Annotated in this window: 21 protein-coding genes; 11 read left to right on the top strand and 10 right to left on the bottom strand. The window is 34.7% G+C overall.

Annotated elements, in window-relative coordinates; translation table 11 throughout:
* The first annotated feature begins 152 nt into the window (after positions 1 to 152).
* Complete coding sequence (locus ABVM53_RS13270; RefSeq protein ID WP_405326926.1) at positions 153 to 2,564, top strand: thiamine pyrophosphate-dependent enzyme; 2,412 nt, start codon at positions 153 to 155, stop codon at positions 2,562 to 2,564.
* A 9-nt stretch (positions 2,565 to 2,573) separates the two neighbouring features.
* Here ABVM53_RS13270 and ABVM53_RS13265 read toward each other — a convergent pair whose 3' ends face one another.
* The 8 genes from ABVM53_RS13265 to ABVM53_RS13230 all read right to left on the bottom strand — a co-directional run bounded on the left by ABVM53_RS13265 (position 2,574) and on the right by ABVM53_RS13230 (position 10,271).
* A complete protein-coding gene (locus ABVM53_RS13265) occupies positions 2,574 to 4,100 on the bottom strand; it encodes a PH domain-containing protein (protein ID WP_405326924.1) in 1,527 nt (508 codons plus the stop codon).
* Positions 4,093 to 4,611: a PH domain-containing protein gene (locus ABVM53_RS13260; protein WP_405326921.1), complete on the bottom strand. Its 519-nt coding sequence runs from the start codon at positions 4,609 to 4,611 to the stop codon at positions 4,093 to 4,095. Before ABVM53_RS13260 ends, ABVM53_RS13265 begins: the two co-directional genes overlap by 8 nt.
* Positions 4,612 to 4,666: 55 nt before the next feature.
* Positions 4,667 to 5,506, bottom strand: coding sequence for a 1,4-dihydroxy-2-naphthoyl-CoA synthase (locus tag ABVM53_RS13255; protein ID WP_405326918.1), 840 nt, complete (start codon positions 5,504 to 5,506; stop codon positions 4,667 to 4,669).
* Positions 5,507 to 5,555: 49 nt separating this feature from the next.
* Complete coding sequence (locus tag ABVM53_RS13250) at positions 5,556 to 6,395, bottom strand: S1 RNA-binding domain-containing protein (RefSeq protein ID WP_128757186.1); 840 nt, start codon at positions 6,393 to 6,395, stop codon at positions 5,556 to 5,558.
* A gap of 170 nt (positions 6,396 to 6,565) precedes the next feature.
* On the bottom strand, positions 6,566 to 6,907 hold the full coding sequence (locus tag ABVM53_RS13245; RefSeq protein ID WP_128757187.1) for a DUF2853 family protein: 342 nt from the start codon (positions 6,905 to 6,907) through the stop codon (positions 6,566 to 6,568).
* Between the two features lie 74 nt (positions 6,908 to 6,981).
* Complete coding sequence (gene menD, locus ABVM53_RS13240) at positions 6,982 to 8,697, bottom strand: 2-succinyl-5-enolpyruvyl-6-hydroxy-3-cyclohexene-1-carboxylic-acid synthase (RefSeq protein ID WP_405326914.1); 1,716 nt, start codon at positions 8,695 to 8,697, stop codon at positions 6,982 to 6,984.
* Between the two features lie 30 nt (positions 8,698 to 8,727).
* A complete protein-coding gene (locus tag ABVM53_RS13235; protein ID WP_405326911.1) occupies positions 8,728 to 9,843 on the bottom strand; it encodes a chorismate-binding protein in 1,116 nt (371 codons plus the stop codon).
* Positions 9,840 to 10,271 carry a PaaI family thioesterase gene (locus ABVM53_RS13230; protein ID WP_405326908.1) on the bottom strand — a complete coding sequence of 144 codons (432 nt, stop codon included), beginning with the start codon at positions 10,269 to 10,271 and terminating at the stop codon, positions 9,840 to 9,842. Before ABVM53_RS13230 ends, ABVM53_RS13235 begins: the two co-directional genes overlap by 4 nt.
* 87 nt (positions 10,272 to 10,358) lie before the next feature.
* Between ABVM53_RS13230 and ABVM53_RS13225 the strand changes: the two genes are divergently transcribed.
* Together ABVM53_RS13225 and ABVM53_RS13220 are read left to right on the top strand one after the other, a co-directional pair.
* Complete coding sequence (locus tag ABVM53_RS13225) at positions 10,359 to 11,003, top strand: alpha/beta hydrolase (protein WP_405326905.1); 645 nt, start codon at positions 10,359 to 10,361, stop codon at positions 11,001 to 11,003.
* 253 nt (positions 11,004 to 11,256) lie between these two features.
* Complete coding sequence (locus tag ABVM53_RS13220) at positions 11,257 to 11,988, top strand: leucine-rich repeat domain-containing protein (protein ID WP_405326903.1); 732 nt, start codon at positions 11,257 to 11,259, stop codon at positions 11,986 to 11,988.
* 82 nt (positions 11,989 to 12,070) lie between these two features.
* Here ABVM53_RS13220 and ABVM53_RS13215 read toward each other — a convergent pair whose 3' ends face one another.
* On the bottom strand, positions 12,071 to 13,090 hold the full coding sequence (locus ABVM53_RS13215) for a hypothetical protein (protein WP_371456334.1): 1,020 nt from the start codon (positions 13,088 to 13,090) through the stop codon (positions 12,071 to 12,073).
* Between the two features lie 214 nt (positions 13,091 to 13,304).
* Here ABVM53_RS13215 and ABVM53_RS13210 point away from each other — a divergent pair, with 214 nt between their 5' ends.
* The 4 genes from ABVM53_RS13210 (at position 13,305) to ABVM53_RS13195 (ending at position 15,757) form a co-directional block, all read left to right on the top strand.
* A complete protein-coding gene (locus ABVM53_RS13210; RefSeq protein WP_405326900.1) occupies positions 13,305 to 13,808 on the top strand; it encodes an OmpH family outer membrane protein in 504 nt (167 codons plus the stop codon).
* A 446-nt stretch (positions 13,809 to 14,254) separates the two neighbouring features.
* Positions 14,255 to 14,776, top strand: a complete 522-nt coding sequence (locus tag ABVM53_RS13205) for an RNA polymerase sigma factor (protein WP_371456825.1) — start codon at positions 14,255 to 14,257, stop codon at positions 14,774 to 14,776.
* Positions 14,777 to 14,806: 30 nt separating this feature from the next.
* Positions 14,807 to 15,304: a hypothetical protein gene (locus ABVM53_RS13200; protein WP_405326898.1), complete on the top strand. Its 498-nt coding sequence runs from the start codon at positions 14,807 to 14,809 to the stop codon at positions 15,302 to 15,304.
* 15 nt (positions 15,305 to 15,319) lie between these two features.
* Positions 15,320 to 15,757 carry a sensor of ECF-type sigma factor gene (locus ABVM53_RS13195; RefSeq protein WP_371456331.1) on the top strand — a complete coding sequence of 146 codons (438 nt, stop codon included), beginning with the start codon at positions 15,320 to 15,322 and terminating at the stop codon, positions 15,755 to 15,757.
* A gap of 57 nt (positions 15,758 to 15,814) precedes the next feature.
* On the opposite strand, the gene ABVM53_RS13190 is transcribed toward ABVM53_RS13195, so the two are convergent.
* Complete coding sequence (locus ABVM53_RS13190) at positions 15,815 to 16,864, bottom strand: WD40/YVTN/BNR-like repeat-containing protein (protein WP_405326895.1); 1,050 nt, start codon at positions 16,862 to 16,864, stop codon at positions 15,815 to 15,817.
* Positions 16,865 to 16,941: 77 nt separating this feature from the next.
* On the opposite strand from ABVM53_RS13190, the gene ABVM53_RS13185 reads away from it, so the two are divergent.
* From ABVM53_RS13185 to ABVM53_RS13170, 4 genes are all read left to right on the top strand, one after another.
* The gene (locus ABVM53_RS13185; protein ID WP_405326892.1) at positions 16,942 to 18,159 is read left to right on the top strand and encodes an RsmB/NOP family class I SAM-dependent RNA methyltransferase; all 1,218 of its coding nucleotides are present in this window, start codon (positions 16,942 to 16,944) and stop codon (positions 18,157 to 18,159) included.
* 187 nt (positions 18,160 to 18,346) lie between these two features.
* A complete protein-coding gene (purL, locus tag ABVM53_RS13180; protein WP_405326889.1) occupies positions 18,347 to 22,009 on the top strand; it encodes a phosphoribosylformylglycinamidine synthase in 3,663 nt (1,220 codons plus the stop codon).
* A gap of 132 nt (positions 22,010 to 22,141) precedes the next feature.
* Positions 22,142 to 22,303, top strand: coding sequence for a hypothetical protein (locus ABVM53_RS13175; protein ID WP_405326887.1), 162 nt, complete (start codon positions 22,142 to 22,144; stop codon positions 22,301 to 22,303).
* 377 nt (positions 22,304 to 22,680) lie between these two features.
* A complete protein-coding gene (locus ABVM53_RS13170; protein ID WP_405326885.1) occupies positions 22,681 to 23,115 on the top strand; it encodes a hypothetical protein in 435 nt (144 codons plus the stop codon).
* Positions 23,116 to 23,120: the final 5 nt, after the last annotated feature.

The following is a 23,120-nucleotide window of genomic DNA, read 5'->3' as shown; positions in this document are numbered from 1 at the left end:
AAATAAATTCAGTAAACCCTTATAATTATTGCTGATTATTGAAAGACCCGTAATTAAATGGGCTTTTATTAAAATATTATCATTTTATTACGAAATTATTGAATTGTGTTTAACGGGTTTTTTCCTTATTTTTGTGAAAATTCATTCAATATATGCACACTCAATCTGAGCCTACTTCTGAAATATCTTTTGAAGATTTTAAAAAAACAGTTCTAGAAGATTATAAAATTGCGGTAACGAGCCGTGAATGCAGCTTATTAGGTCGAAGAGAAGTTCTAACCGGCAAGGCTAAGTTTGGCATTTTTGGCGATGGTAAAGAAGTACCACAGCTTGCAATGGCAAAAGCTTTTAAGAAAGGTGACTGGCGATCGGGTTATTATAGAGATCAAACCTTTATGATGGCAATTGGTGAATTTACGATTGCCAACTTCTTTGCAGGTTTGTATGCTCATACGAGTATTGAAAATGATCCTATGAGTGCCGGAAAGCAGATGGGAGGCCATTTTGGCACCCACAGCCTTGATGAAAACGGAAAATTCAAAAATCTTCTTGAGCAATATAATAGTAGTGCAGACATCTCTCCTACTGCTGGTCAAATGCCAAGATTATTAGGTCTAGCTCAGGCTTCAAAAATTTTTAGGAATGTTTCAGAAACTGAAAAAACAGGCTTATCAAATGATGGTAATGAAGTTGCCTGGGGTACTATAGGTAATGCCAGCACTTCTGAGGGTATGTTTTTTGAAACTATAAATGCAGCTGGCGTTTTGCAAGTGCCAATGGTTATAAGTGTTTGGGATGACGATTATGGTATTTCAGTGCACGCCAAACATCAAACTACTAAAGAAAATATATCTGAAATTCTTAGTGGATTTCAACGTACAGAAACCGAAAAAGGATATGAAATTCTAAAAGTTAAAGGCTGGGATTATCCTGCACTTATTGAGACTTTTGAGCGTGCTGGTGAAATTGCACGTACAGAGCATGTACCTGTTATATTACATGTAACAGAGCTTACACAACCTCAGGGCCATTCAACTTCGGGATCTCACGAACGTTATAAAAATAGTGACCGTCTTCAATGGGAAAAAGACCACGATTGCAATACAAAAATGCGTGAGTGGATGCTTTCTAATCAAATCGCTACAGAAGAAGAACTTACAGAGATTGAAAAAGATATTAAACGTAATGTACGCGAAGGTAAGCGTAAAGCCTGGGATGCATTTCTTAATCCCATCCGTGAGGAGAAAAAACAGGTTACAAATCTTCTAGAATCTTTAATTTCAGAAAGTAGCAACGGACAGTTTATTAAACCTATTTTAAAAGGTTTAGTTGATGAAAAAGACGCTTTGAAGTCTGATTTATTAATAGCTGCCCGAAAAGCATTACGATTTGTTTCTAAAGAAAACACAGAAGCTGTTATTTCATTAAGGAATTGGGTCTCTTCTTATATCGAGAATGAACAACCTAATTACAGCAAACATTTATATAGTGCTAATGATACCAAAGCTATAAATATTGAAGAAATAGCGCCGGTATATGATGAGAAAGCAAAAGATGTAGATGCACGTGTGGTATTGCGTGATAATTTTGATGCAATTTTTAGCAAGTATCCTAACAGTTTGGTTTTTGGAGAAGATGCGGGTACTATAGGTGATGTAAACCAGGGTCTTGAAGGACTACAGGAAAAATATGGCGAATTACGTGTAGCTGATGTAGGTATACGTGAAACTACTATTATTGGCCAAGGGATAGGACTAGCATTACGAGGCTTAAGACCTATTGCAGAAATTCAGTATTTAGATTACATACTATATGCTATATCTACACTTAGTGACGATTTAGCCACATTACGCTACAGAACTCACGGTAAACAAACTGCTCCTGTAATTGTAAGAACACGTGGTCACAGACTAGAAGGTATATGGCATAGTGGCTCACAAATGGGCTCATTATTAGGATTATTAAGAGGTATTTATATTCTTACGCCTAGAAATATGACTAAGGCTGCAGGATTTTACAATGCCCTACTTAAGAGTGATGAACCTGCAGTAGTTGTTGAATGTCTTAATGGTTATCGTCTAAAAGAACAACTACCGCTTAATTTAGGTGAATTTACAACGCCCATAGGTCAAGTTGAAGTAGTTAAAGAGGGTACAGATTTAACCGTTGTTTCTTATGGAAGTACCCTACGTCTGGTAATGCAAGTAGGTAAAGAACTAGAATCGTCTGGTATTAATATAGAAATTATAGATGCGCAATCTTTATTGCCATTTGATTTAAATCACGATACGGTAAAGAGTATTGCAAAAACAAATCGAATATTAGTTGTTGATGAAGATATGCCAGGAGGCGCATCGGCTTATTTAATGTCTCAAATACTTGATGAGCAGAAAGCATTTAAATATTTAGACAGCGCACCTCAAACATTAACTGCTAAACCACACAGACCAGCTTACGGTACTGATGGTGACTATTTTTCAAAACCATCTCCAGAAGATATTTTTGAGAAAATATATGAAATAATGCGCGAAACTAATCCGCAGAAATACCCTGCAATTAGATAAAGATATATGCTACATCCAGGGTTGATGATCAATTTCAACCCTGAATAGCGCATAATTAATTTGTTTTTGTACTTGATGTGAGGTCAGTGGAAAAGTCAAATCTCCTCCTGCTGTGTGAAAAGTATAATTGTAAAGGTTTCTTTTTTTGTACCAAATAGGTTGATTTACGGTTACTGCTTGTAACTTGAATAATTCAATTATTTCGGTTTTTTGATTCCAGACCCCTTTCTTCATAATTACAAATTCAGGAGTTATTTCTAAAGAGAGTGCTCTATACCAGAAATATTGATAAGGTATAACGAGTGCCACGTAAATTATTGAAAGTATACTTGTAACTTCAATTAAATAATTAGGCACTATAAAAGATGCTACTACCCCTGTAAGAAGCAATGGCAATCCCGCCAGGACAATAAGCCTGAAATATAAATAGACTGCAGGTGTAAAAACATATCCGGGCTTGACCTTATAAGTAAAAAGAAACTTCTTTACTTTTTCTACCTGAATACGTTCTAAACCGGGAATTCTGATTTTAGTTTTTGTTAGATCATTTTGACTGCTGGCGATTGCTATTTGTATTTCGTGCAGATTTAATCTTTTCTGAATAGGATTTGTAATAACCCGTAATAACTGAACACGCCTGGGTTTTAAACTAGTCTTTGTATTGGTTTTTAATCCCATTTCTAAATCCAGACTGTCACTGGTCTGCTGAAGCTTTAAATCAAAATACTTGATAAATATTTCAATACAGGATATCAGAAGTCCTAATAAGAAGATGCTTATAAATACAATTGCTGTTAATGCAAATAATTCTATGGGTCTGCTATAGACATCCAGATAACCCCGAACGTTATCGGTATAGCCTTCATTTTGTAAAAAATCAAAATCACTAAGCTGTTGATATACAGAAATGACAAATATGAGGATTAGCCAAACTCCTCTAAAATAATTACTCGTCAGTCCTAATTTTAAGAGCGTTAATGAGGATAATCTATGCTCCCATGCATTTGAAGGGTTAGAGATAAATTCTTTAATTTGAACATCATTTCCTCCGGTATCCTCACCATCTACATTTGCTACTTGCATCAAAACTTGCTGCAAGCTCTTCGCATCTTTCTCCCTAAGTGCTTTGATACTTATTTCTTTGCCACTACTCCCTGCTGTGTCGAGAACTAAACTATAAACTCCTATAACACGCTGCAATAAAGAACGTTTAAAGTAAACCTGTTGTATTTTATTGAAGGGAATGGTCAGGCGTTCGGTACTAAAAACTCCTTTTTGAAGAACAAATTCAGAGTTAGTATAATTAATATTAAACTTAAAACGCAGAAAAGCTACAATGCTATAGATCAACAAAAGCACAATAAAGACTCCAGCCCCTAAAAGGACTTTATTCAGAATTTCACCACTAATTCCTTTTATCAGAAAATAAACGAGTGCTGCTCCAAAAGCTCTAACGAACTTATAAAACTGGGACAGGAATATTAAAATAACTCCCAGTTTGGATTGAATTTGTGGTTCAGAGAATGCTTTATTCATCTATGTCGCTTAGATGATTAGCGACTTTGTTTTTTAATTTTGCTGCAAGTTCTGGCGATAATCCGGGAATATCTATATCACTTCCAGAGCCACCTGCTGTAAAAATATTAAGATTAGAAATTTTGAAAAACTTGTCTAGCATACTTTCTGAAGTAGATATATGCTGAATACGATTAAATGGAATAATTGTAATCTTCTCAAATAAAAAGCCACGTTTAAATGCTATATCATGTTCTCTCAAAGCATATCCCATATTTTTCTGAAACATAACTTGAAAAAAGTATAGTAACCCAATTATTAAAATCACAACTATGCTGAGTCCTAATATTAAGCCACGGACTTCTTTAACTTCACGAAGCAGGTACAATCCTACAAACATCAAAAGTGATGTAATTCCCAAAACAAGAAAAACCTTATACATCCGTTTTATAGATACCGGTGTATAGGTCATTTCTTGATATTCTGGTAAGGAATCGATGTCTACCGGAGCGTTTGTAAACTGATTTTCCATTTAAAATAAATTTGATGTATATTCTAAAAATAATAGAACCTGATCAATTTATCACCTACGGAATCCATTTTTTCTCAAAATTGGGCTTTCTTTTTTCTAAAAATGCATTTCTACCCTCTTTTGCCTCTTCTGTCATATAAGCAAGACGTGTTGCTTCACCAGCAAAAACTTGTTGTCCTACCATGCCATCATCTGTAAGATTCATAGCAAATTTGAGCATTTTTATAGAAGTGGGTGATTTTGCTAAAATTTCTTGTGCCCATTCAAACGCAGTTGCCTCTAATTCCTCATGCGGAATCACAGCGTTTACCATCCCCATTTCATAAGCTTCCTGAGCAGAATAATTACGTCCCAGAAAGAAAATCTCTCTGGCACGTTTTTGTCCTACCATTTTTGCTAAATAAGCAGAACCATAACCGCCATCAAAGCTCGTTACATCTGCATCGGTTTGCTTAAAAATAGCATTCTCTTTTGAAGCAAGTGTAAGATCACAAACAACATGTAAACTATGACCGCCACCTACAGCCCAGCCTGGAACCACTGCTATAACAGCCTTAGGCATAAATCGAATGAGTCTTTGAACATCAAGTATATTTAAACGATGATAACCATCATCTCCCACATATCCTTGATCGCCACGTGCTTTTTGATCACCGCCACTGCAAAAACTGTAAACACCATCTCTAGATGATGGGCCTTCGGCAGAAAGCAGCACTACACCTACAGAAGTATCTTCCTGAGCATTATGAAATGCATCTAATAATTCTGCAGTTGTTTTAGGTCTAAACGCATTACGCACATCTGGTCTATTAAATGCAATACGAGCTACACCATCAGCCTTTTTATAAGTAATGTCTTCGTATTCTTTGACCGTTTTCCAATCTGGTTCTTGCATGTGTTCTATTTTATAACTGCCAAAGAGCGGCAATATAATCGTGATTTAATTATGCGTTATTTTTAAGTTCAATTCCTTTTTCTGAAATTGTTATAACGCGGTCTTTATAAAGAGCGCCAATTGCCTTTTTAAATAATTTTTTACTTATTCCGAAGTAAGCATTAATATCTTCTGGCGAACTTTTATCGTGTACTGGTAAACTACCACCATTACGTTTTAATTCTTCGTAGATAAATTCTGCATTAGGCTCTACACTTCTATACCCTTCTGGCTGAAGAAGTATATCTATTTTATGGTCTTCACGTACACGCTTTACATAACCCGGTAGCCTATCTCCTACTCGGATATCCTCAAAAATTGCGTCTTTATGAACTAAGCCTTGATATTTCTCATTGATAATTACGTGTGCTCCAAATTCTGAAAAATGTGAAACGAGTAAATCAACTTTATCAAATTTTTCAACATCAATATCTTCATTTTTTAGAAACGTATTGAATTTTGAAGAACCCACGAGTCGATTTGATTTCTCATCCAGATACATATAAATAAGATAGGAACTTCCTTCTCGCATATCTGTCACCTGATTTGAAAAAGGAACAAATAATTCCTTATCAATACCCCAATCTACAAAAGCGCCTATTTTTGAAACTGAAGTACATTTAAGGTAAGCAAAACCATTCTTTAAAATATATGGTTTTAACGTGGTAGCAACAGGTCGCTCTTCATTATCTAGATAAACAAAGACCTCGATCTCATCCTCAAGCTCAAATCCTTCTGGAGCATATTTTCCGGGTAATAATACTTCGTTTTCATCTTCATCACGTAGATACAAACCTGGCGCTGTATCGCGATCAATTATCATTTTATGGAATTCCCCGAGTGCGAGCATAATCTTATTTTTGTGTTTTCAAAATTAGGAAAGTAATAGTTATTAAAGAACAGTATTGCTAAAGAATCGGCTTATTAAAATAGCATTATCAGAATAGGTTGTTGACATAAATAAAAAAGTCTGCTAATACAACCATTAGCAGACTTTATAGCTATAGAAGAGAAATCGGTTTATGCGTAAACTTCTTCTTTTCCAAAATGTTTTGTTAGTAGGTAATAAACAACCGCACGGTATTTATTTCGGTTAGATTTACCATAATCATCCATTACTTTGTGTAAACCTTCCATTAATTTAGGACTATCCTCAAGACCTAATTTTTTAATAAGAAAATTATTCTTTACAGTTTCTAACTCAGATTCACTACCTGCAGATACAGTTGAAGAATCTTTATTGTAAATTGACGGTCCGCAGCCAATAGTAACTTTTGTTAGCAAATCCATATCCGCTTCGTGGCTTAATTTTTCTTTTAGATCTGCTGCATATTTAGCGATCATTTCATCCCTTTTACTCATAAGATACTAATGTGTTTAGTTGTTTTTAATTAAGTTTCCTAAATATACATAAAAATAGAAACTCTAAATAGGGACTATCGGATATAACTAAAGTAACCTAGTAAAATCTGATCATTTAATGTACGTGGTGTTTTAATTTCTAAAAGAGCTGGTTTATGGGTAGTTGCATAAAATTTATCTTGAACGCTTTGTAACTCACTTTCTGAACTTGCAACAAAATAATCTAAACCAAACATGGCGCACAAATGAGAAGCATCAAGGTCATGTATAGTTTCAAAATAGGTCTCAAAAACCTTTGAAGTTTTATCGCCGGGTAAAATTCTAAAGATACCTCCACCACTATTGTTTATAAGAATAATCTTAAAATTGGCAGGTATATAAGAATTCCACAACCCATTACTGTCATAAAAAAAACTGAGGTCACCGGTAATAAGTGTGGTAGGTAATTCGCTCCCTACTGCGGCACCTACGGCTGTGGAAGTACTACCATCTATACCACTAGTACCCCGGTTGCAATATACTTTTAAAGATTTATCAATATCAAAAAGTTGTACATATCGCACGGTAGAACTGTTTCCTAATTGCAGTAAACTGTTTGCTCTTAGTCTTGACAGCACCAAGTCAAAGGCTTTAAAATCGCACCAGCCCATCTCTTTTATATAATCTTGGTGCAAGGCATCTCTGCGTTCCCGCACTTGAAGCCAATTCTTTTGATAATCACTATCAGGTACCTGAATTCGATTTAAGAATTTTGACCAGAAGTAATTTACCGGCACCTTAAAATGTTTATTTAGGCAGAAGTAAGTGTCGTAAGCTTTTTTAGGATCTATATGCCAATGCTCTTCAGGTTGATACGTTCTTAGAAAAGCTTTTACTTTCTTAGAAATTATCATTCCTCCTAAAGTAATTAAGATTTCTGGCTGTAAATCTTTAAATCCTTGATCATCCAGCGAACCAATAATATTGTCTGTACGGGTAAAGAAGTTAGGATGATGCGTATTAGAAGTAGTTTCAGTAAACACAAGGACACTTGGATCTGAACCTAAAATATCTAAAAACTGTTGCTCAATAGTGTTAGGCTGCAACACACCTATAAGTATCATTTTCCGTTTTGCCTTACTCCATTTTTCAGCAAATGGTTGTAAATGCTCATCTTGTAAAACAACCGGCTTAGTTTCTTGATCTAAAACGATAGGATCTACCAGTTTTTGCGTGGTTGTGTTATACAAAGGTTCGTAGAAAGGAACATTAATATGAACAGGACCTTGATTTACTAATGCTTTATTAAGTGCTTTATTAATCTCCTGCTGATTGTGTTTTGTCACCTCCCGTTGCTTCTGAATTAATTTTGGATCGGTTACGATCTCATCAGGTACATATTCAGAATACAAATTTGCAGAATAGAGTATGTGATTTTCAAAGACATTACGCTGTCTTATAGTTTGACCATCACCTATATCTATACGTTCTATAGGTCTGTCTGCAGAAATTACAACCAGGGGAATATCACTGTAATACGCCTCTGATATTGCCGGATAATAATTGAGAACCGCACTTCCTGAAGAACAGATTACAGCAACAGGTTCTTGTAACTGTTGTGCAAGACCTAAAGCAAAAAAAGCTGCCGAACGCTCATCTACTATACTATAAGTTTTCATTGCCGGATGTGCTGTAAAACCAATAGTTAATGGAGCATTGCGCGAGCCTGGTGAAATAACTATATGCTTTACTCCTTTCTCAAGACAAAGTAATACTACAGATTGTGCGACGGGTATGGTAGAATAATTCATTAGATCAAAAATACAATAAAGGCGTTATGCTTAAAGAATACTTGCAATGGTTTGTGCTTTATTTACCGTTTCTTCCCATTCATTTACCGCATTAGAATCCCTAGTTATACCACCTCCAATGTATAAATGAGCTGCATGATTTTTATATTGCATGCATCTAAGATTTACAAAAAGCTGCGTAGATTTTGTAAGCGTTTTATAGACCAGGTTTTCGACATTACGTCTGTTCCTAGGTTTTGATTTGTCTTGTAAAATGTTTAGCTCACCTAAGAAACCCGTATAAAATGACCTTGGATAGTGTTCATTATTAAATATGAAATTTTTAGCATCTTCCCGTGGAAAACCACAAACAGCCGGTGTAGGATGCAATGCTTTAAGTAGGGATTCTATAGAAACTTCTGCAGTAGAAAAAGTACCTGTAATGCGTGTCCTTAAATGTAATAAATCACCGGCTCTATGATTTTCTATGCCGTGTCGTTTAAAATTAAGAAGCTTAAAGTTTTCTAGATTAGAGATGATCTCTCTCGTGACTAATTCCTGCTCTTCCTGCTCCTTTGCTCCCCACACAATATCGTCTGAGCTATAGCGTTGAGTGCCTGCTAGTGCTACCGTCTCAAATGATCTTCCATTAATAGATAGCAAGGATTCTGGTGTAGCTCCCAGCCACATCCCAACTTTAGGGTGATACCATAAATAAACAAATGCCGTAGCATATTTAGATCCTAATCTCTTAAATGTATCAAGCGCATTAAAATCTTGTTTATCTATTTTTTGCTTGCGCGAAATAACAACCTTCTGAAGATCTGTATGTATTATACTATCTATTGCTTTTTCAACTAAATCGATATGACTATCCTTTTCAAATTCTGAAGCACGAACTGAAGATAGCTGCTTCGTTACAATGGTATCAAAATTAAAATCGTTAGCATAAATAGGAGATCCGGGTAGGAGAATTGCCTCCTTCTCTGAATCAAAAGGAGCAAATGCAAATCCTTGTTCTTCAAAAGTCCTCGTATAATAGACAGTATTTGTAGATTGAATGAGAATCCCTAATCTATTCTCATTAGGAAATTTATAAACTACAAAGGGTAAGTCCTCCTCTAGTTGTTTATTTACTATTGTGAAAATTTCTTCAGTGGTAATCATACTGCTTTTTTAGGCAACGCAATTGTGGTAAGCTTAACTATTGATATTAACCGCTCTTCCTCATTAGTAATACGTATTTCCCAAAGTTGCGTAGTACGCCCTTTATGTAAAAATGTAGCTCGTGCATATACCATACCTTCAGAAATACTCTTTACATGATTTGCAGAAATTTCAATTCCTCTGATAAAAAAATTAGATTCATCGAGAAAAAACATACTTGCCGCACTTCCTACGCTTTCCGCTAAGGCTACAGAAGCGCCACCGTGTAACACTCCATCTGGTTGGTACACTTTTGAAGTTACAGGCATGGATGCGGTAAGAAAATCATCTCCAATATCTATAAACTTGATATCAAGTGTTTCCATTAAGGTATTTCTGCATATCGCATTGCATTTTGCAAGTGCTTCGGCTTTATTTTTTAATGACATAGTGTTGTTGAAATTGAAGTAACTACTGACTTAAAATAATTTATCAAGGAGAATCAGTTACTTTGTAAAGATACTTAAACCTTAATAATGCACGAAGAAAAAACAGTTTCCTACACCTCCCAAAATACGTACTACACGCTAAATAAACTAACTGAGAAAACAACCAAAATATGGTTAGTTTGTCACGGTATAGGTTATTTAAGTCCTTACTTTTTAGAACACTTTAAAAAACTAGATCCAGAACGCAATTACATTATAGCCCCACAAGCACCTAGCAAATACTATCAAGACAAGCGTTATAAATATATAGGTGCATCTTGGTTTACTCGACTAAATACAGAAATGGAAACACATAATGTCGTAAGATACCTCGACGAAGTTTACAAAAACGAAATTAAAGAACGTAATAATAAAATTGAATTCATTGCGATGGGATATTCACAAGGTGTTTCAGCTATAACAAGGTGGCTTGCTAACTCCAAGATTAGTTGTGATCATCTTATTATACATTCAGGATCTGTGCCTGAAGAATTTAACGAATCCTCATTTGCAAAAATGGACTCAACCAAGATTACATTGTTGTACGGGATAGATGATCCGTATATAAGTGAAAAGAAAATTGAAAACCAACTCAGCTACTTACAATCCGTTTTCAAAAAAGAAATAAACCTAATACCATTTAATGGAGTTCACGAAGTTCATGAAGAGAGCCTAATTGCACTTTCCGAATAAAAGCATTCCCATAAAATCACTTCAAACTGTAGGATTTTTCCTAATTTTTAGAATTTTAGATCCGTGAAAAACACTTTTCATCTGCTAAGAATTAAATTTAAATTAGAAAAACCCCTAAATACAGTTATATTTTACAAGTAAATAACAACTATAACAGGATGTAAAAATTATTTTTGTGCATTTCAACGAATTTATATGTATTTAAAGGATAAGTGTATGTATATTTACGTTGTAGAACACAAAAACAGATAATATGAAATCAATTCTTACTTTTATCGCAGTTGCTTTTTTAAGTTTTAATGCTGTAGCTGAAGTTGCTACAACTCAAAAAGAAGCTTTGATTGATTTATTTAATGCTACAAATGGTTCTGAGTGGAATACAACTTGGGATTTAAATGCTGATGTTTCTACTTGGTATGGTGTTCGAGTAATTAACAACAATGTAGTTGGCCTTAATTTAAGTATGAATAACTTAAATGGTGAGTTACCAGAATCACTAGGTAATCTAGAGTCACTAGTAACATTAGAATTGTTTTTCAACAAAATTGAAGGAGCTATACCTAATTCTATCGGTAATCTAAAAAACCTAAAAGTTTTAGTTCTTAACGGAAATATGCTTAACGGTAATTTACCTCAATCACTATATAAGCTAACTAAGCTTGAACAATTAATGTTAACCAGTAATAACCTTACTGGAAGATTAGATAATGATTTATCAAATCTTACTAACCTTAAAGTGCTTAACTTATTTGACAATAAAATTGATGGAGAGTTTCCACTGGCAGTTTTAAAACTGAACAACTTAAAGGAACTAAACTTATCAAACAATAGTCTTTATGGAGCAGTTCCTAAAGAATTGAATAAGATGAAAAATTTAACCTCTATCGCTATTGCTCAAAACAACTTTGATACAAATACAGATGCACTAGCTTACGATACTAACGGAAAAAGTGTAACACAAAATACAATTGCTTCTAACGAATAAATGATTTCCCCAAATCAGAATTAGTTAAGTTGTTTAAAAGATCTGTCATTGACAGATCTTTTTTTTATTTAGAATTTTACGTTTACTGTGCTGCTTTTTGCTTATTGATGGGCTTGACAACAAAGGGTGTAAAGAAATCCCAGGTAAGACCTATAGATACTCTAGAATAGCTATCTAAAAACCGGTAGTTATAATCATCATAACCAAAGCTAAAGCGTGCCATTATTCCTAAATCCTTATCCCAAGGATATAAAATTGCACTGGTTTCAGAACGATAAATATCGGCTGATGGATGTACATCTGGATGTATAAATATCTTCTGCCCAAGACTGTAACGCATCTCTTTAAAATGTCCGGTAAATTCATATTCAGCTTCTATTTGATGTCTACCATAGATTTTAATATCCTCCGGATTGTAGCCCCCAAATTGAAACATTCCCAAAAATCGATTGTGATAAAGCTGATAGGCCACTGTCAACGAATGCGATCGAGAAGGATAATTATCTTTATCAAAAGTATTTATTCTATAGTTTAGAGCCACTCGAGTAAGATTTGTAGAAAAATTACCAGAAGATCTATTTAACAATGCCGCTAAATCTGTGTTGTCATCAATATCTTCATACAAACTCCTACTCTCTTCGCTGTTATCATCAAAGGCTTCGCTAAATGCGGATTTACTTTGTCCATTAGAATAATGACCGGTTTCAATAGCTGCAGTTAAAAAATTATTCCGTTGTGTTTTAATTATTGACTGCCATCCTATAAATGCTTTATAAGAAGGTGTTTTTACTGGTTTAGAATTCTCATCATAAATTCTTAAATGAGGTTGGATACTCAGATAAACTGCATCACCGGCGGTTATAGTGTCTCTATTTAATGCTTCTCGTATATCGTTATAAATACTATAATAAACGACAGGCTTTGCTTCAAGAAGAATTGTTTCATAGGGATTGTTACCGCTACCTGCAGCCAGAAATGGACGTTCAGATATGGGAAAGTAATTTTTAAAAACACTACGCTCCTCTTTTTGGGCGTGTAAAAGATAGCCGCCAAAACTATTAATTAAGGCTACAAATAAAATGATACGTTTGTGGAAATTCATTGTTGGAGTTTAGGGATTTACAGTATAAATTAAATATCTAATTATTTTACAAAACTACTATCAAGTATCTTAAAGCTAGCTTCGGAATATAAATAATTTGAAACAAAACAATTAGTGCAGCGTCTTTATGCTATATTTTATGATCATAATACCCGGTATACATCACTTAATGATTATATAATAACTGTATTTTTACCACAAATTTCACCCTAATATGAAACATCTATTTTTAGCCTTTTTAGTATTTATAAGTTTGAGTACAGCCTCTGTAGCCCAAGGAACGGTAGCTCATATAGATATGTCAGAACTTTTAAAGATTATGCCAGAAAGCAAACAGGCAGAGGCAGAAATAAACCGACTGAACCAAGCGTACAGAGCAGATTTTGAAACCTCGTACAGAGAATATCAAGCTAAATTTGTAAAATTTGAGGATGAGGCGTCTACATTATCTCCAGAAGAATCTGCAAAAAGAAAAAGTGATCTCGAATTAATAGAACGCAATCTAGCACAGTCACAACAAAATATTGATAAACAAATTGCAGAAAAAAGAGAATTACTATTTGCTCCTATTAGAGAGAAAGCTAAAACATTGGTGACTAAAATAGCAGACGATCAAGGATTTTTATACGTTCTTGACTCTGCAGCATCTAATGGTCTAATAATGGCCAAGGGAAAAGATCTAATGCCAGAAGTAAAACGAACCTTAAATATTAAATAGGTTAATAGTAATTTACTGCTCTAGACTAGTAACAAAATACCAACAAATAAAAAAGCCGCATCTTCATGATGCGGCTTTTTTTTCTGATGTAATCCTCTACGTTGGGATTAATAAATAAATTAAACTTTCTTTCTTATTTGGGACAAAAAAGGGAATTTTAAAAACATTTAAAAATCACATCAGAATAATTAACATTCTATAGAATACTTACTTTCTATCTCAAATATAACTTCAATAAAGTTATAAAACAATAGATGAACGTTGTTTATCCAATATAATTACGTTTTATCGTCAATTATTTTAACTTTAATCAAGATTCATAAGATTATACTTAGAAGTTACAGATTCGATAATAATTTTATTTCAGCCCGATTAAACCTTTTGAGAATATAAAAGTCTCATATAATGTAAAAAGGTATTAAGTACAAAACCATTTTAGAATATAAATATTGAGTATCAAAACAATAAATCCCGTATCGATCAAATTTGAAGATCTGGTAAGCGAATATAAAGAGCGTTTATATTGGCATATTAGACGTATGGTGATTTCTCATGAGGATGCTGATGATGTTTTGCAAAACACGTTTATTAAAGTATTTAAAAACTTAAATACTTTTAATGGAGATAGCCAGATATATACTTGGCTTTATAGAATTGCTACAAATGAGAGCTTAACATTTATAAAGAAGAGACAACGAACCACTCATTTAAGTAATGAAGATCTGCAAGATAATTTAATTGCAAACTTATCTAGCGACCCCTATTTTAATGGTGACGACGCGCAATTAAAGCTTCAAGAGGCCATTAATACACTTCCCGCTAAGCAGAAGCAAGTATTTATTATGAAATACTATGATGAATTACAGTACAATGAGATTTCAGAAATTTTAGGCACTTCTGAAGGCGCGTTAAAAGCCAGTTACCATCACGCGGTAAAAAAAATCACAGATCACGTCACTGGTAATTAAACCTTTTTAAATATTTAAAGTCTAAAAATTATGGAAAGCGATAATAATAATAAAGAACAATTTAATATCCCGAGCGATTACTTCAAATCGTTTGACGATAGATTGTTTACTGAACTTAAGTTTCAGGAGCTTTTTCCTAATAAAGTGGATGTCTTTACAGTTCCAGAAAACTACTTTGAAGATGTTACCCTGAAGATTATAGAACAAAATAAACCGCATGGCAAACTCATATCATATGATTTTAAAACGTTTGTTAAAGCATTTGTAGCACTTGCAGCAGTTGTAGTACTATTATTTTATGTTATTAACCCGGTAGGCACACCAGAAGATTTTGATTCACTTTCTGTTTCAAGCATTGAGAGCTATTTAATAGATCAAGATCAACTACCCTACTATTTTTCTGATGAAGATCTAAGTAATATTGAAAATAACACTTCAATATTTGATCAGCAATTAGATAGTGAAGAGGTGATTTATGACTATATAGATCAAGATATCATTGAGACCTCTTGGACTGCAGATCAATAATTTAAACCCAAAACAATGAGAAATTTAATTATAATATTGGGGTTGTTAATAGGTGTTACATCCTATGCTCAAAATGACCATCACGAACGTATAAAATCACTTAAAGTATCTTTTTTAACTGAAGAGCTAAATCTTACTCCTTCAGAAGCCGAGAAATTCTGGCCTATTTATAATATATATGATTCAAAAATGAATGATTTACGTAATCGTGAACGTAGTTTATTCAAACAAAAATACGGTTCTTCAGGATCTAAAAACACGTTTTCAGAAAGCGAAGCTAATAAGCTTATAGCAGAATATAATGATATTCTTGAAAAGAGATTTGCTCTGGAAAGCAGCTTGATGTCTGACCTCACAAGAAAACTTCCTGCCTCAAAAATGATGTTTCTTCCTGAAGTGGAACACAAATTTGGCAAGAAATTGTGGGAAGAATACCGTAAAAGAAAAAAGTAAGTTAAGTTTTGGTTTTAGTTTTAAAAAGCCTGTTTACATTTTGTAAACAGGCTTTTTTTATCTTTTAAATTTCAACTTAGAAATTCTATTGGGTCCTGCCGCATATGCTGTTGAGTCATTTACAAAACGAACGGTAAAAAAACCTTCTTCACTTAGACTTGTCCAGCTTGCACCTTGATCTTTACTATAATCTATACCTTCAAATCCTATAGCCAATAGTTCCTTGCCAGCAGTATTAGGTATAAATTGAATACAACTTCTATAACCGGGATTAGCACCATTGGCGATTAAGTTCCATGTTTTGCCACCATCTGTAGTAAGTGCCTTATTAGCGGTATTATCATTAGGTTTTGTATAATCACCTCCTATGATTACTCCTAATTTGTCATTATAAAAATCTATTGAATAACCTCCTGTTGTAGACGTTCCTTGAACGAGCGGCGTTTTATATAACTCCCAGGATTTACCTTTATCTCCTGTAAACAGAACATTAGACTCCATTCCTCCGGTTATTATCCATGCATTATCTCCATAAACAGCAATATTACTATTACTAGCGGCAAAAGCTGCCTCTCCATCTGCTGCAGTGGGTAGATTTGAGCAGGCTATTTTTGACCAACTTTTACCGCCGTCGCGTGTTATAATAATCGAAATGCAAGAATCTGTAGGATCACCCATTGCAATACCTTCTTTGTCATTCCAGAAAATCATAGAATCATAAAAAGCTTTAGGATGATCTTCGCTGTAAACGAGCTCCATTCCCGAATTGCCTGTTTTATAAAGTAATGCCGGACTAGCAACACTAAGCATAAAAAAATCTTCTGCCGTATGTGCTACTGCTCTAAAACTTGGCGTGAGACTGTCTTTTTTAAGAATACCAGTATTCCACGTTTGAGAACTAAAATTATAGAGTCCGTATTTACCATTCGATCCAGCAAAAGCCAGACTACCATCATTAAGAATATCAACTGCACGTACACTTACAGAATCTGTATACATATCCTCAATTAAGACACTTTTAATAGGAGATAACGCTTTTGCTTCTTCTAAAGAATCTTTACATCCTGAAACAACTAGGAGTAGTAAAACAATAATATAAAATTTCATACTTTAAAATTTGGGGGAATTTAAAACTATTCGCCTTTAAACCTGTACCTTTGCACCCATTTTTAAACACACTTTTTATGCGTTTACACCGCAACTTGGTTTTTGCCGTCATTGATGGTCTTATCGAAATTTTTAACGAAGGCAGTTATGCCGATAAAGTTATATCAAAACAATTAAAGCGTGATAAACGCTGGGGATCTCGGGACCGTAGTTTTGTAGCAGAAACAACCTATGATATTGTTCGCTGGAAACGCCTATATGCAGAAATTTCAGATGTTAGCGAACCTATAGATCGTAAAGATCTATGGCGCATGTTTGCAGTATGGTGCACTCTTAAAGGAATTAAACTACCAGATTGGCCACAATTTGAAGAAACGCCTACGCGTCGTATTAAAGGTAGATTTGATGAATTATCAAAAACCAGAAAATTACGGGAATCTATTCCAGATTGGTTAGATGAGTTAGGAGAGAAAGAATTAGGTGATAAATGGGATGTAGAACTAGCTTCACTAAATAAGCAAGCTCCGGTCGTTTTACGTACTAATAAATTAAAAACAGACCTTGATACTTTAAAAGCTGCTTTAGTTGAAGAAGGTCATGAAACCGAAAACCTGAAAGCATATCCTGATGCTCTTCAGCTACAGGAACGCGGAAATGTATTTGCTACAGAGGCCTTTAAAAATGGCTTATTTGAAGTTCAAGATGCTTCTTCACAAATGGTTGCTCCTTATCTTGATGTAGAACCAGGAATGCGCGTTATAGACGCTTGCGCCGGTGCAGGTGGAAAAACATTACATCTTGCAGCACAAATGGATAATAAAGGCCAACTAATAGCTTTAGATATTTATGCTAATAAGTTGAAAGAACTGAAACGTAGAGCGCGAAGAGCCGGTGCTCACAATATAGAAACCAGAACCATAGACAGCACTAAGGTTATTAAAAAATTGCACAATTCTGCAGATCGTTTGCTTATTGATGCTCCGTGTACAGGACTAGGCGTTTTAAGTAGAAATCCTGATGCTAAATGGAAACTGCAACCAGACTTCGTAGCTAAAATACAAGAGACTCAGCAAGAACTTTTAGTAGATTATTCTAAAATGGTGAAACCCGGAGGAAAAATGGTTTATGCTACATGCTCGATTTTACCTTCAGAAAATCAGGAACAAGTAAAGAAATTCTTGAAAACAGATGAAGGAAGAGAATTTAAAATAGAAAAACAGAAAACAATTTTATCTAGCGAAAGTGGATATGATGGTTTTTACATGTGCCTAATGGTAAAGAAAGATAAAGCTTAATTTTAAGCAACGATTAAACTTGAAAAGCCTCTTAGAAAAATCTAAGAGGCTTTTTGTATTTTAATAAAATAAAACGCAAGTAGGTTATCAACATCAATGAGTTAAATTCTGTTGAATTTCTTTAAAAACTAAGACCGAAGTAAAGAGCAAAAATCACTAAATTTGTCGCTTCTTTAGCAAAAGCACTATGATTCATTTTTTCGGTTCACAAGAAACCAAAATTTTCGCAGTTCAAACCAATAACGAACTTTCACAAGAAGATATAAATAAGCTTAACTGGCTTTTTGGCAATCAGGCTAAAATACAAGCGTCTACTTTAGACGCTTTTTTTATTGGTCCACGCGCCACAATGATTACTCCCTGGAGTACTAATGCCGTTGAGATCACCCAGAATATGGGTATTGAAGGAATAATACGTATCGAAGAATTTGTTGCTGGTAAGGCAGATTTTGATCCGATGCTCTCTCAAGAATATCCTAAGCTTGATCAAGATGTATTTACAATAAATATTGAGCCTGATTCTATCTTACATATTGAAGATATTGCAGCATTTAATCAGCAAGAAGGACTTTCCTTAAATGAGGAAGAAGTAGCTTATTTAGAAAGCGTAGCAAAACGTATAGGCCGCCCACTTACAGACTCAGAAGTTTTTGGCTTTAGCCAGGTAAATTCCGAGCATTGCCGTCATAAAATTTTCAACGGTACCTTTGTGATTGATGGTGAAGAAATGCCGACTTCACTCTTTAAAATGATACGTAAGACTTCCGCAGAAAATCCTAACGAAATTGTTTCTGCTTACAAAGATAATGTTGCATTTATAAACGGACCTAAAGCAACACAATTTGCACCTAAGACAGCTGATAAACCCGATTATTATACCGAAAAGGAATTTGATAGTGTACTTTCACTAAAAGCCGAAACCCACAACTTCCCTACCACAGTAGAACCTTTCAATGGTGCTGCAACCGGTGCAGGTGGAGAAATTCGTGATCGTCTGGCAGGTGGTCAGGGCTCATTACCGCTGGCAGGAACTGCAGTTTATATGACGGCATATTCCAGATTAAAAGCAGAATCTCCAAGACACTGGGAAGCGGGTATGCCAGCACGTAAATGGTTGTATCAAACCCCAATTGATATACTTATAAAAGCTTCAAATGGGGCTTCAGACTTCGGAAATAAATTTGGACAACCGCTTATTGCAGGTTCAGTTTTGACTTTTGAACATGAAGAAGGTGGTCGCAAGCTAGGCTACGATAAAGTGATTATGCAAGCTGGTGGAATAGGTTACGGTAAAAAGAATCAAGCTTTAAAAGAAAAACCGCAAACTGGAGATAAAATTGTAATTCTAGGTGGTGATAACTACCGCATAGGGATGGGCGGTGCTGCAGTTTCTTCTGCAGATACGGGTGCCTTTAGTTCGGGGATTGAATTAAACGCTATTCAGCGCTCTAATCCTGAAATGCAAAAACGAGCTGCAAATGCCATTCGTGGTATGGTAGAAAGCGATGAAAATACCATTGTTTCTATTCACGATCACGGTGCCGGCGGTCACTTAAACTGTCTTTCTGAACTGGTTGAAGAAACTGGAGGACTGATTGATCTGGATAAACTTCCTGTAGGTGACCCTACTCTTTCAGCTAAAGAAATTATAGGCAATGAGTCACAAGAGCGTATGGGGCTTGTAATAGGAGCTCAAAATGCTGAAACTTTAAAACGTATTGCAGATCGCGAACGTTCTCCTATGTACGAAGTAGGTGATGTGACCGGTGATCATCGCTTTACATTTAAATCTAAGACTACAGGTGAAAAACCTATGGATTTAGAAATGAATGATATGTTTGGTAGTTCGCCAAAAACCATAATGACCGATTCAAAAATCAGTAGGGTTTATGATGATGTTTCCTACTCGTTAGAGAATTTTCACGACTATTTAGAAAATGTATTGCAACTGGAATCTGTTGCCTGTAAAGACTGGTTAACGAATAAAGTAGATCGTTGTGTAGGTGGACGGGTTGCAAAACAGCAATGTGTGGGTAGCTTACAAATTCCACTAAATAATGTTGGAGTAATGGCGCTAGATTTTAACTCTAAAAATGGTGTTGCTACCTCTATAGGTCACTCCCCTGTAAGTGGTTTAATAAACCCCGTTGCAGGAAGTAAAAATAGTATTGCAGAAGCACTTACAAATATTATTTGGGCACCACTTGAAAAAGGCTTAAAATCGGTTTCACTATCTGCAAATTGGATGTGGCCGTGTAATAATGAAGGAGAAGATGCCCGTTTATATGAGGCGGTACAAGCTGTTTCTGAGTTTGCAATAGACTTGGGCATTAATATTCCTACTGGTAAGGATTCGCTTTCTATGAAGCAGAAATATCCTGATGGTGATGTAATTGCTCCCGGAACCGTTATAATATCTGCGGCCGGAACTTGTAGCGATATTAATAGAGTTATCGAACCTGTCTTACAACACGATGAAGGAGCTATCTATTACATAAATTTATCTCAGGATGATTTTAAATTAGGAGGATCTAGTTTTGCTCAAATTCAGAACAAAATTGGTACTCAGGCACCTTCAATCTTAGACAATAAAGGATTTGCTAAAGCATTTAATGTCATTCAAGATTTAATTAAAAATGATCAGATCGTTGCCGGGCATGATGTTGCTTCCGGCGGACTAATAACTACTCTTTTAGAGTTGTGTTTTGCTGAAAATAACTTGGGTGCATCAATAGACCTGACTGCTTTTGAAGAGAAAGATTTAATTAAAATTCTTTTTGCTGAAAATGCAGGTATTGTATTTCAGGCAGCTAAGAATGCTGACGTTGAATCTATTTTGACTGAAAATAATATAGCTTTCTTCAACATCGGAACTACAACTGAAACTGCAGATTTAGAAGTTAAAAAGGATTCTATTGAAATAGGTTTAAATATCTCTTCTTTACGTAGAAAATGGTTTCAGACTTCTTATCTTTTAGATCAGCAACAAACCGCAAAAGGTCTGGCAGGTGCACGATTTGCAAATTTTGATGTACAACCCTTAACATATAGTTTTCCAAAACAATTCACAGGTATTAAACCTGAAATAGATGCTACTAAACCACGCCCTAAAGCAGCAATTTTACGCGAAAAAGGAAGTAACAGTGAACGTGAGATGGCAAATGCTATGTATCTCGCTGGTTTTGACGTAAAAGATGTGCATATGACCGATTTGATTACCGGTCGTGAAACACTTGAAGATATTCAATTTATAGGTGCTGTGGGTGGTTTCTCAAACTCAGATGTATTAGGATCTGCTAAAGGCTGGGCTGGTGCATTTTTGTACAACGAGAAAGCCAATACTGCTCTTAAGAATTTCTTTGCGCGACCAGATACACTTTCAGTAGGTATTTGTAACGGTTGCCAACTTTTTGTAGAGCTCGATTTATTAAATCCAGAACATGTGCAAAAGCCAGTCATGCAGCATAACGATTCTAATAAGCACGAGAGCGGATTTACAAGTGTTACTATTGCAGAAAATGATTCGGTGATGCTATCTACACTTTCAGGAGCAACTTTAGGTGTGTGGATTTCTCACGGAGAAGGTAAATTTAATTTGCCACTTGATGAAGAAAACTACAAAATTGTAGGTAAATACGGGTACGATGCTTATCCTGCTAGCCCTAATGGAAGTAGTTTTAATACCGCTATGATGACTGATAAAACGGGTCGTCACTTAGTAACTATGCCACACATTGAACGTTCTATCTTTCAATGGAACTGGGCAAAATATCCTAAAGGTCGCCAAGACGAAGTGAGCCCTTGGATTGAAGCTTTTGTAAACGCCCGTTTATGGATTGAAAAGCAATAAAACATCAGTTAAATTGTTAAAAAAGGCTCTGGTAAAATTTTATCAGAGCCTTTTTTTTAAGCTTTTTCGTTATTTGTAATACTTTAAAACATCAAAACCCAATAAATTATAAAAGAAATTTATAATTTACTAATGACTACTGAATCTGAATCTGAAACCAAATTTTATTTTGCAAAATTTAAATATTCAGATTCAGAAAATCTCGATTTAAATAAATTTTCAGGAAACTTAACTTATTACAATCAGGCAGGTAAAAAATTAACTTCCTCTTATTTCAATTCAGGCATTTTTTAGCTTAAATTCATTACAATAATTTGAATACTAGTAAAGATGAATTAATTACATCTAAAGCCATGCTCCCATGGAAGACTGTATATTAAAACCTATGCAAAATATACATATTGGTATAAACTAATAGATGGTGAATACCGGTATACTCATACCACTTCTGATATTGCAAGTAGAGAAATCTGTTCAACAGCTGGATCACCAGGAGAACCTTTTTTTGAAGGTAGCGGCAGCGGAAGTAACAATGGCAATACTAATAACAGTACTTGTTATGAGAATTAGAAAATGAATGTGGGGGATGTATGGTAGAATTTAATGATGAAATTTATGATGATAAAACAGATAATCAACTGACTAGAAAAGCTGATTGTGTTTACCAAAAAATGGTTGACAATAAAAACAATATTAATTGGATTCTTGAAAACTTTAATGATGGAGATACTCATTCTCAATTTAACTTAAAACTTGTAATGTCAACAACGCTTGGCAATAAAACAAATGCTTCTACAGCAACACCTTTACAAAGTGGTATCTCAAATACTTTTGTAATAAGTATAAATCAAAGTCATGCGGAAAATAGAAATACTACGTTAACCATTGCAAGAACCATTATACACGAAAGTATTCACGCAAGACTCTGGGAATTTATGTACTCAAGAGATAAAAATTTAGCGATGATAAAAAATGATTTTCCGGGTATTTATAACTATTATAAAAATCATCAACAGAACTGGGATCATGAGCAAATGGCTGCGTATTACAGGGAAACTATAGCTACAGGTTTAAAACATTTTGATAATGGACAACACACAGACTAATTTTA

It is taken from the genome of Leeuwenhoekiella sp. LLG6367-2.1, from assembly GCF_045055775.1.
GTDB classification, from domain to species: Bacteria; Bacteroidota; Bacteroidia; order Flavobacteriales; family Flavobacteriaceae; genus Leeuwenhoekiella; species Leeuwenhoekiella aequorea.
The sequence above is the reverse complement of the archived record's forward strand: the minus strand, read 5'-3'. Positions and strand labels throughout refer to the sequence as shown.

Coding starts and splice junctions, on each gene's coding strand:
- ABVM53_RS13270 (WP_405326926.1), top strand. CDS start 153: ATGCACACTCAATCTGAGCCTACTTCTGAAATATCTTTTGAAGATTTT.
- ABVM53_RS13265 (WP_405326924.1), bottom strand. CDS start 4,100: ATGAATAAAGCATTCTCTGAACCACAAATTCAATCCAAACTGGGAGTT.
- ABVM53_RS13260 (WP_405326921.1), bottom strand. CDS start 4,611: ATGGAAAATCAGTTTACAAACGCTCCGGTAGACATCGATTCCTTACCA.
- ABVM53_RS13255 (WP_405326918.1), bottom strand. CDS start 5,506: ATGCAAGAACCAGATTGGAAAACGGTCAAAGAATACGAAGACATTACT.
- ABVM53_RS13250 (WP_128757186.1), bottom strand. CDS start 6,395: ATGCTCGCACTCGGGGAATTCCATAAAATGATAATTGATCGCGATACA.
- ABVM53_RS13245 (WP_128757187.1), bottom strand. CDS start 6,907: ATGAGTAAAAGGGATGAAATGATCGCTAAATATGCAGCAGATCTAAAA.
- menD (WP_405326914.1), bottom strand. CDS start 8,697: ATGAATTATTCTACCATACCCGTCGCACAATCTGTAGTATTACTTTGT.
- ABVM53_RS13235 (WP_405326911.1), bottom strand. CDS start 9,843: ATGATTACCACTGAAGAAATTTTCACAATAGTAAATAAACAACTAGAG.
- ABVM53_RS13230 (WP_405326908.1), bottom strand. CDS start 10,271: ATGTCATTAAAAAATAAAGCCGAAGCACTTGCAAAATGCAATGCGATA.
- ABVM53_RS13225 (WP_405326905.1), top strand. CDS start 10,359: ATGCACGAAGAAAAAACAGTTTCCTACACCTCCCAAAATACGTACTAC.
- ABVM53_RS13220 (WP_405326903.1), top strand. CDS start 11,257: ATGAAATCAATTCTTACTTTTATCGCAGTTGCTTTTTTAAGTTTTAAT.
- ABVM53_RS13215 (WP_371456334.1), bottom strand. CDS start 13,090: ATGAATTTCCACAAACGTATCATTTTATTTGTAGCCTTAATTAATAGT.
- ABVM53_RS13210 (WP_405326900.1), top strand. CDS start 13,305: ATGAAACATCTATTTTTAGCCTTTTTAGTATTTATAAGTTTGAGTACA.
- ABVM53_RS13200 (WP_405326898.1), top strand. CDS start 14,807: ATGGAAAGCGATAATAATAATAAAGAACAATTTAATATCCCGAGCGAT.
- ABVM53_RS13195 (WP_371456331.1), top strand. CDS start 15,320: ATGAGAAATTTAATTATAATATTGGGGTTGTTAATAGGTGTTACATCC.
- ABVM53_RS13190 (WP_405326895.1), bottom strand. CDS start 16,864: ATGAAATTTTATATTATTGTTTTACTACTCCTAGTTGTTTCAGGATGT.
- ABVM53_RS13185 (WP_405326892.1), top strand. CDS start 16,942: ATGCGTTTACACCGCAACTTGGTTTTTGCCGTCATTGATGGTCTTATC.
- purL (WP_405326889.1), top strand. CDS start 18,347: ATGATTCATTTTTTCGGTTCACAAGAAACCAAAATTTTCGCAGTTCAA.
- ABVM53_RS13175 (WP_405326887.1), top strand. CDS start 22,142: ATGACTACTGAATCTGAATCTGAAACCAAATTTTATTTTGCAAAATTT.
- ABVM53_RS13170 (WP_405326885.1), top strand. CDS start 22,681: ATGGTTGACAATAAAAACAATATTAATTGGATTCTTGAAAACTTTAAT.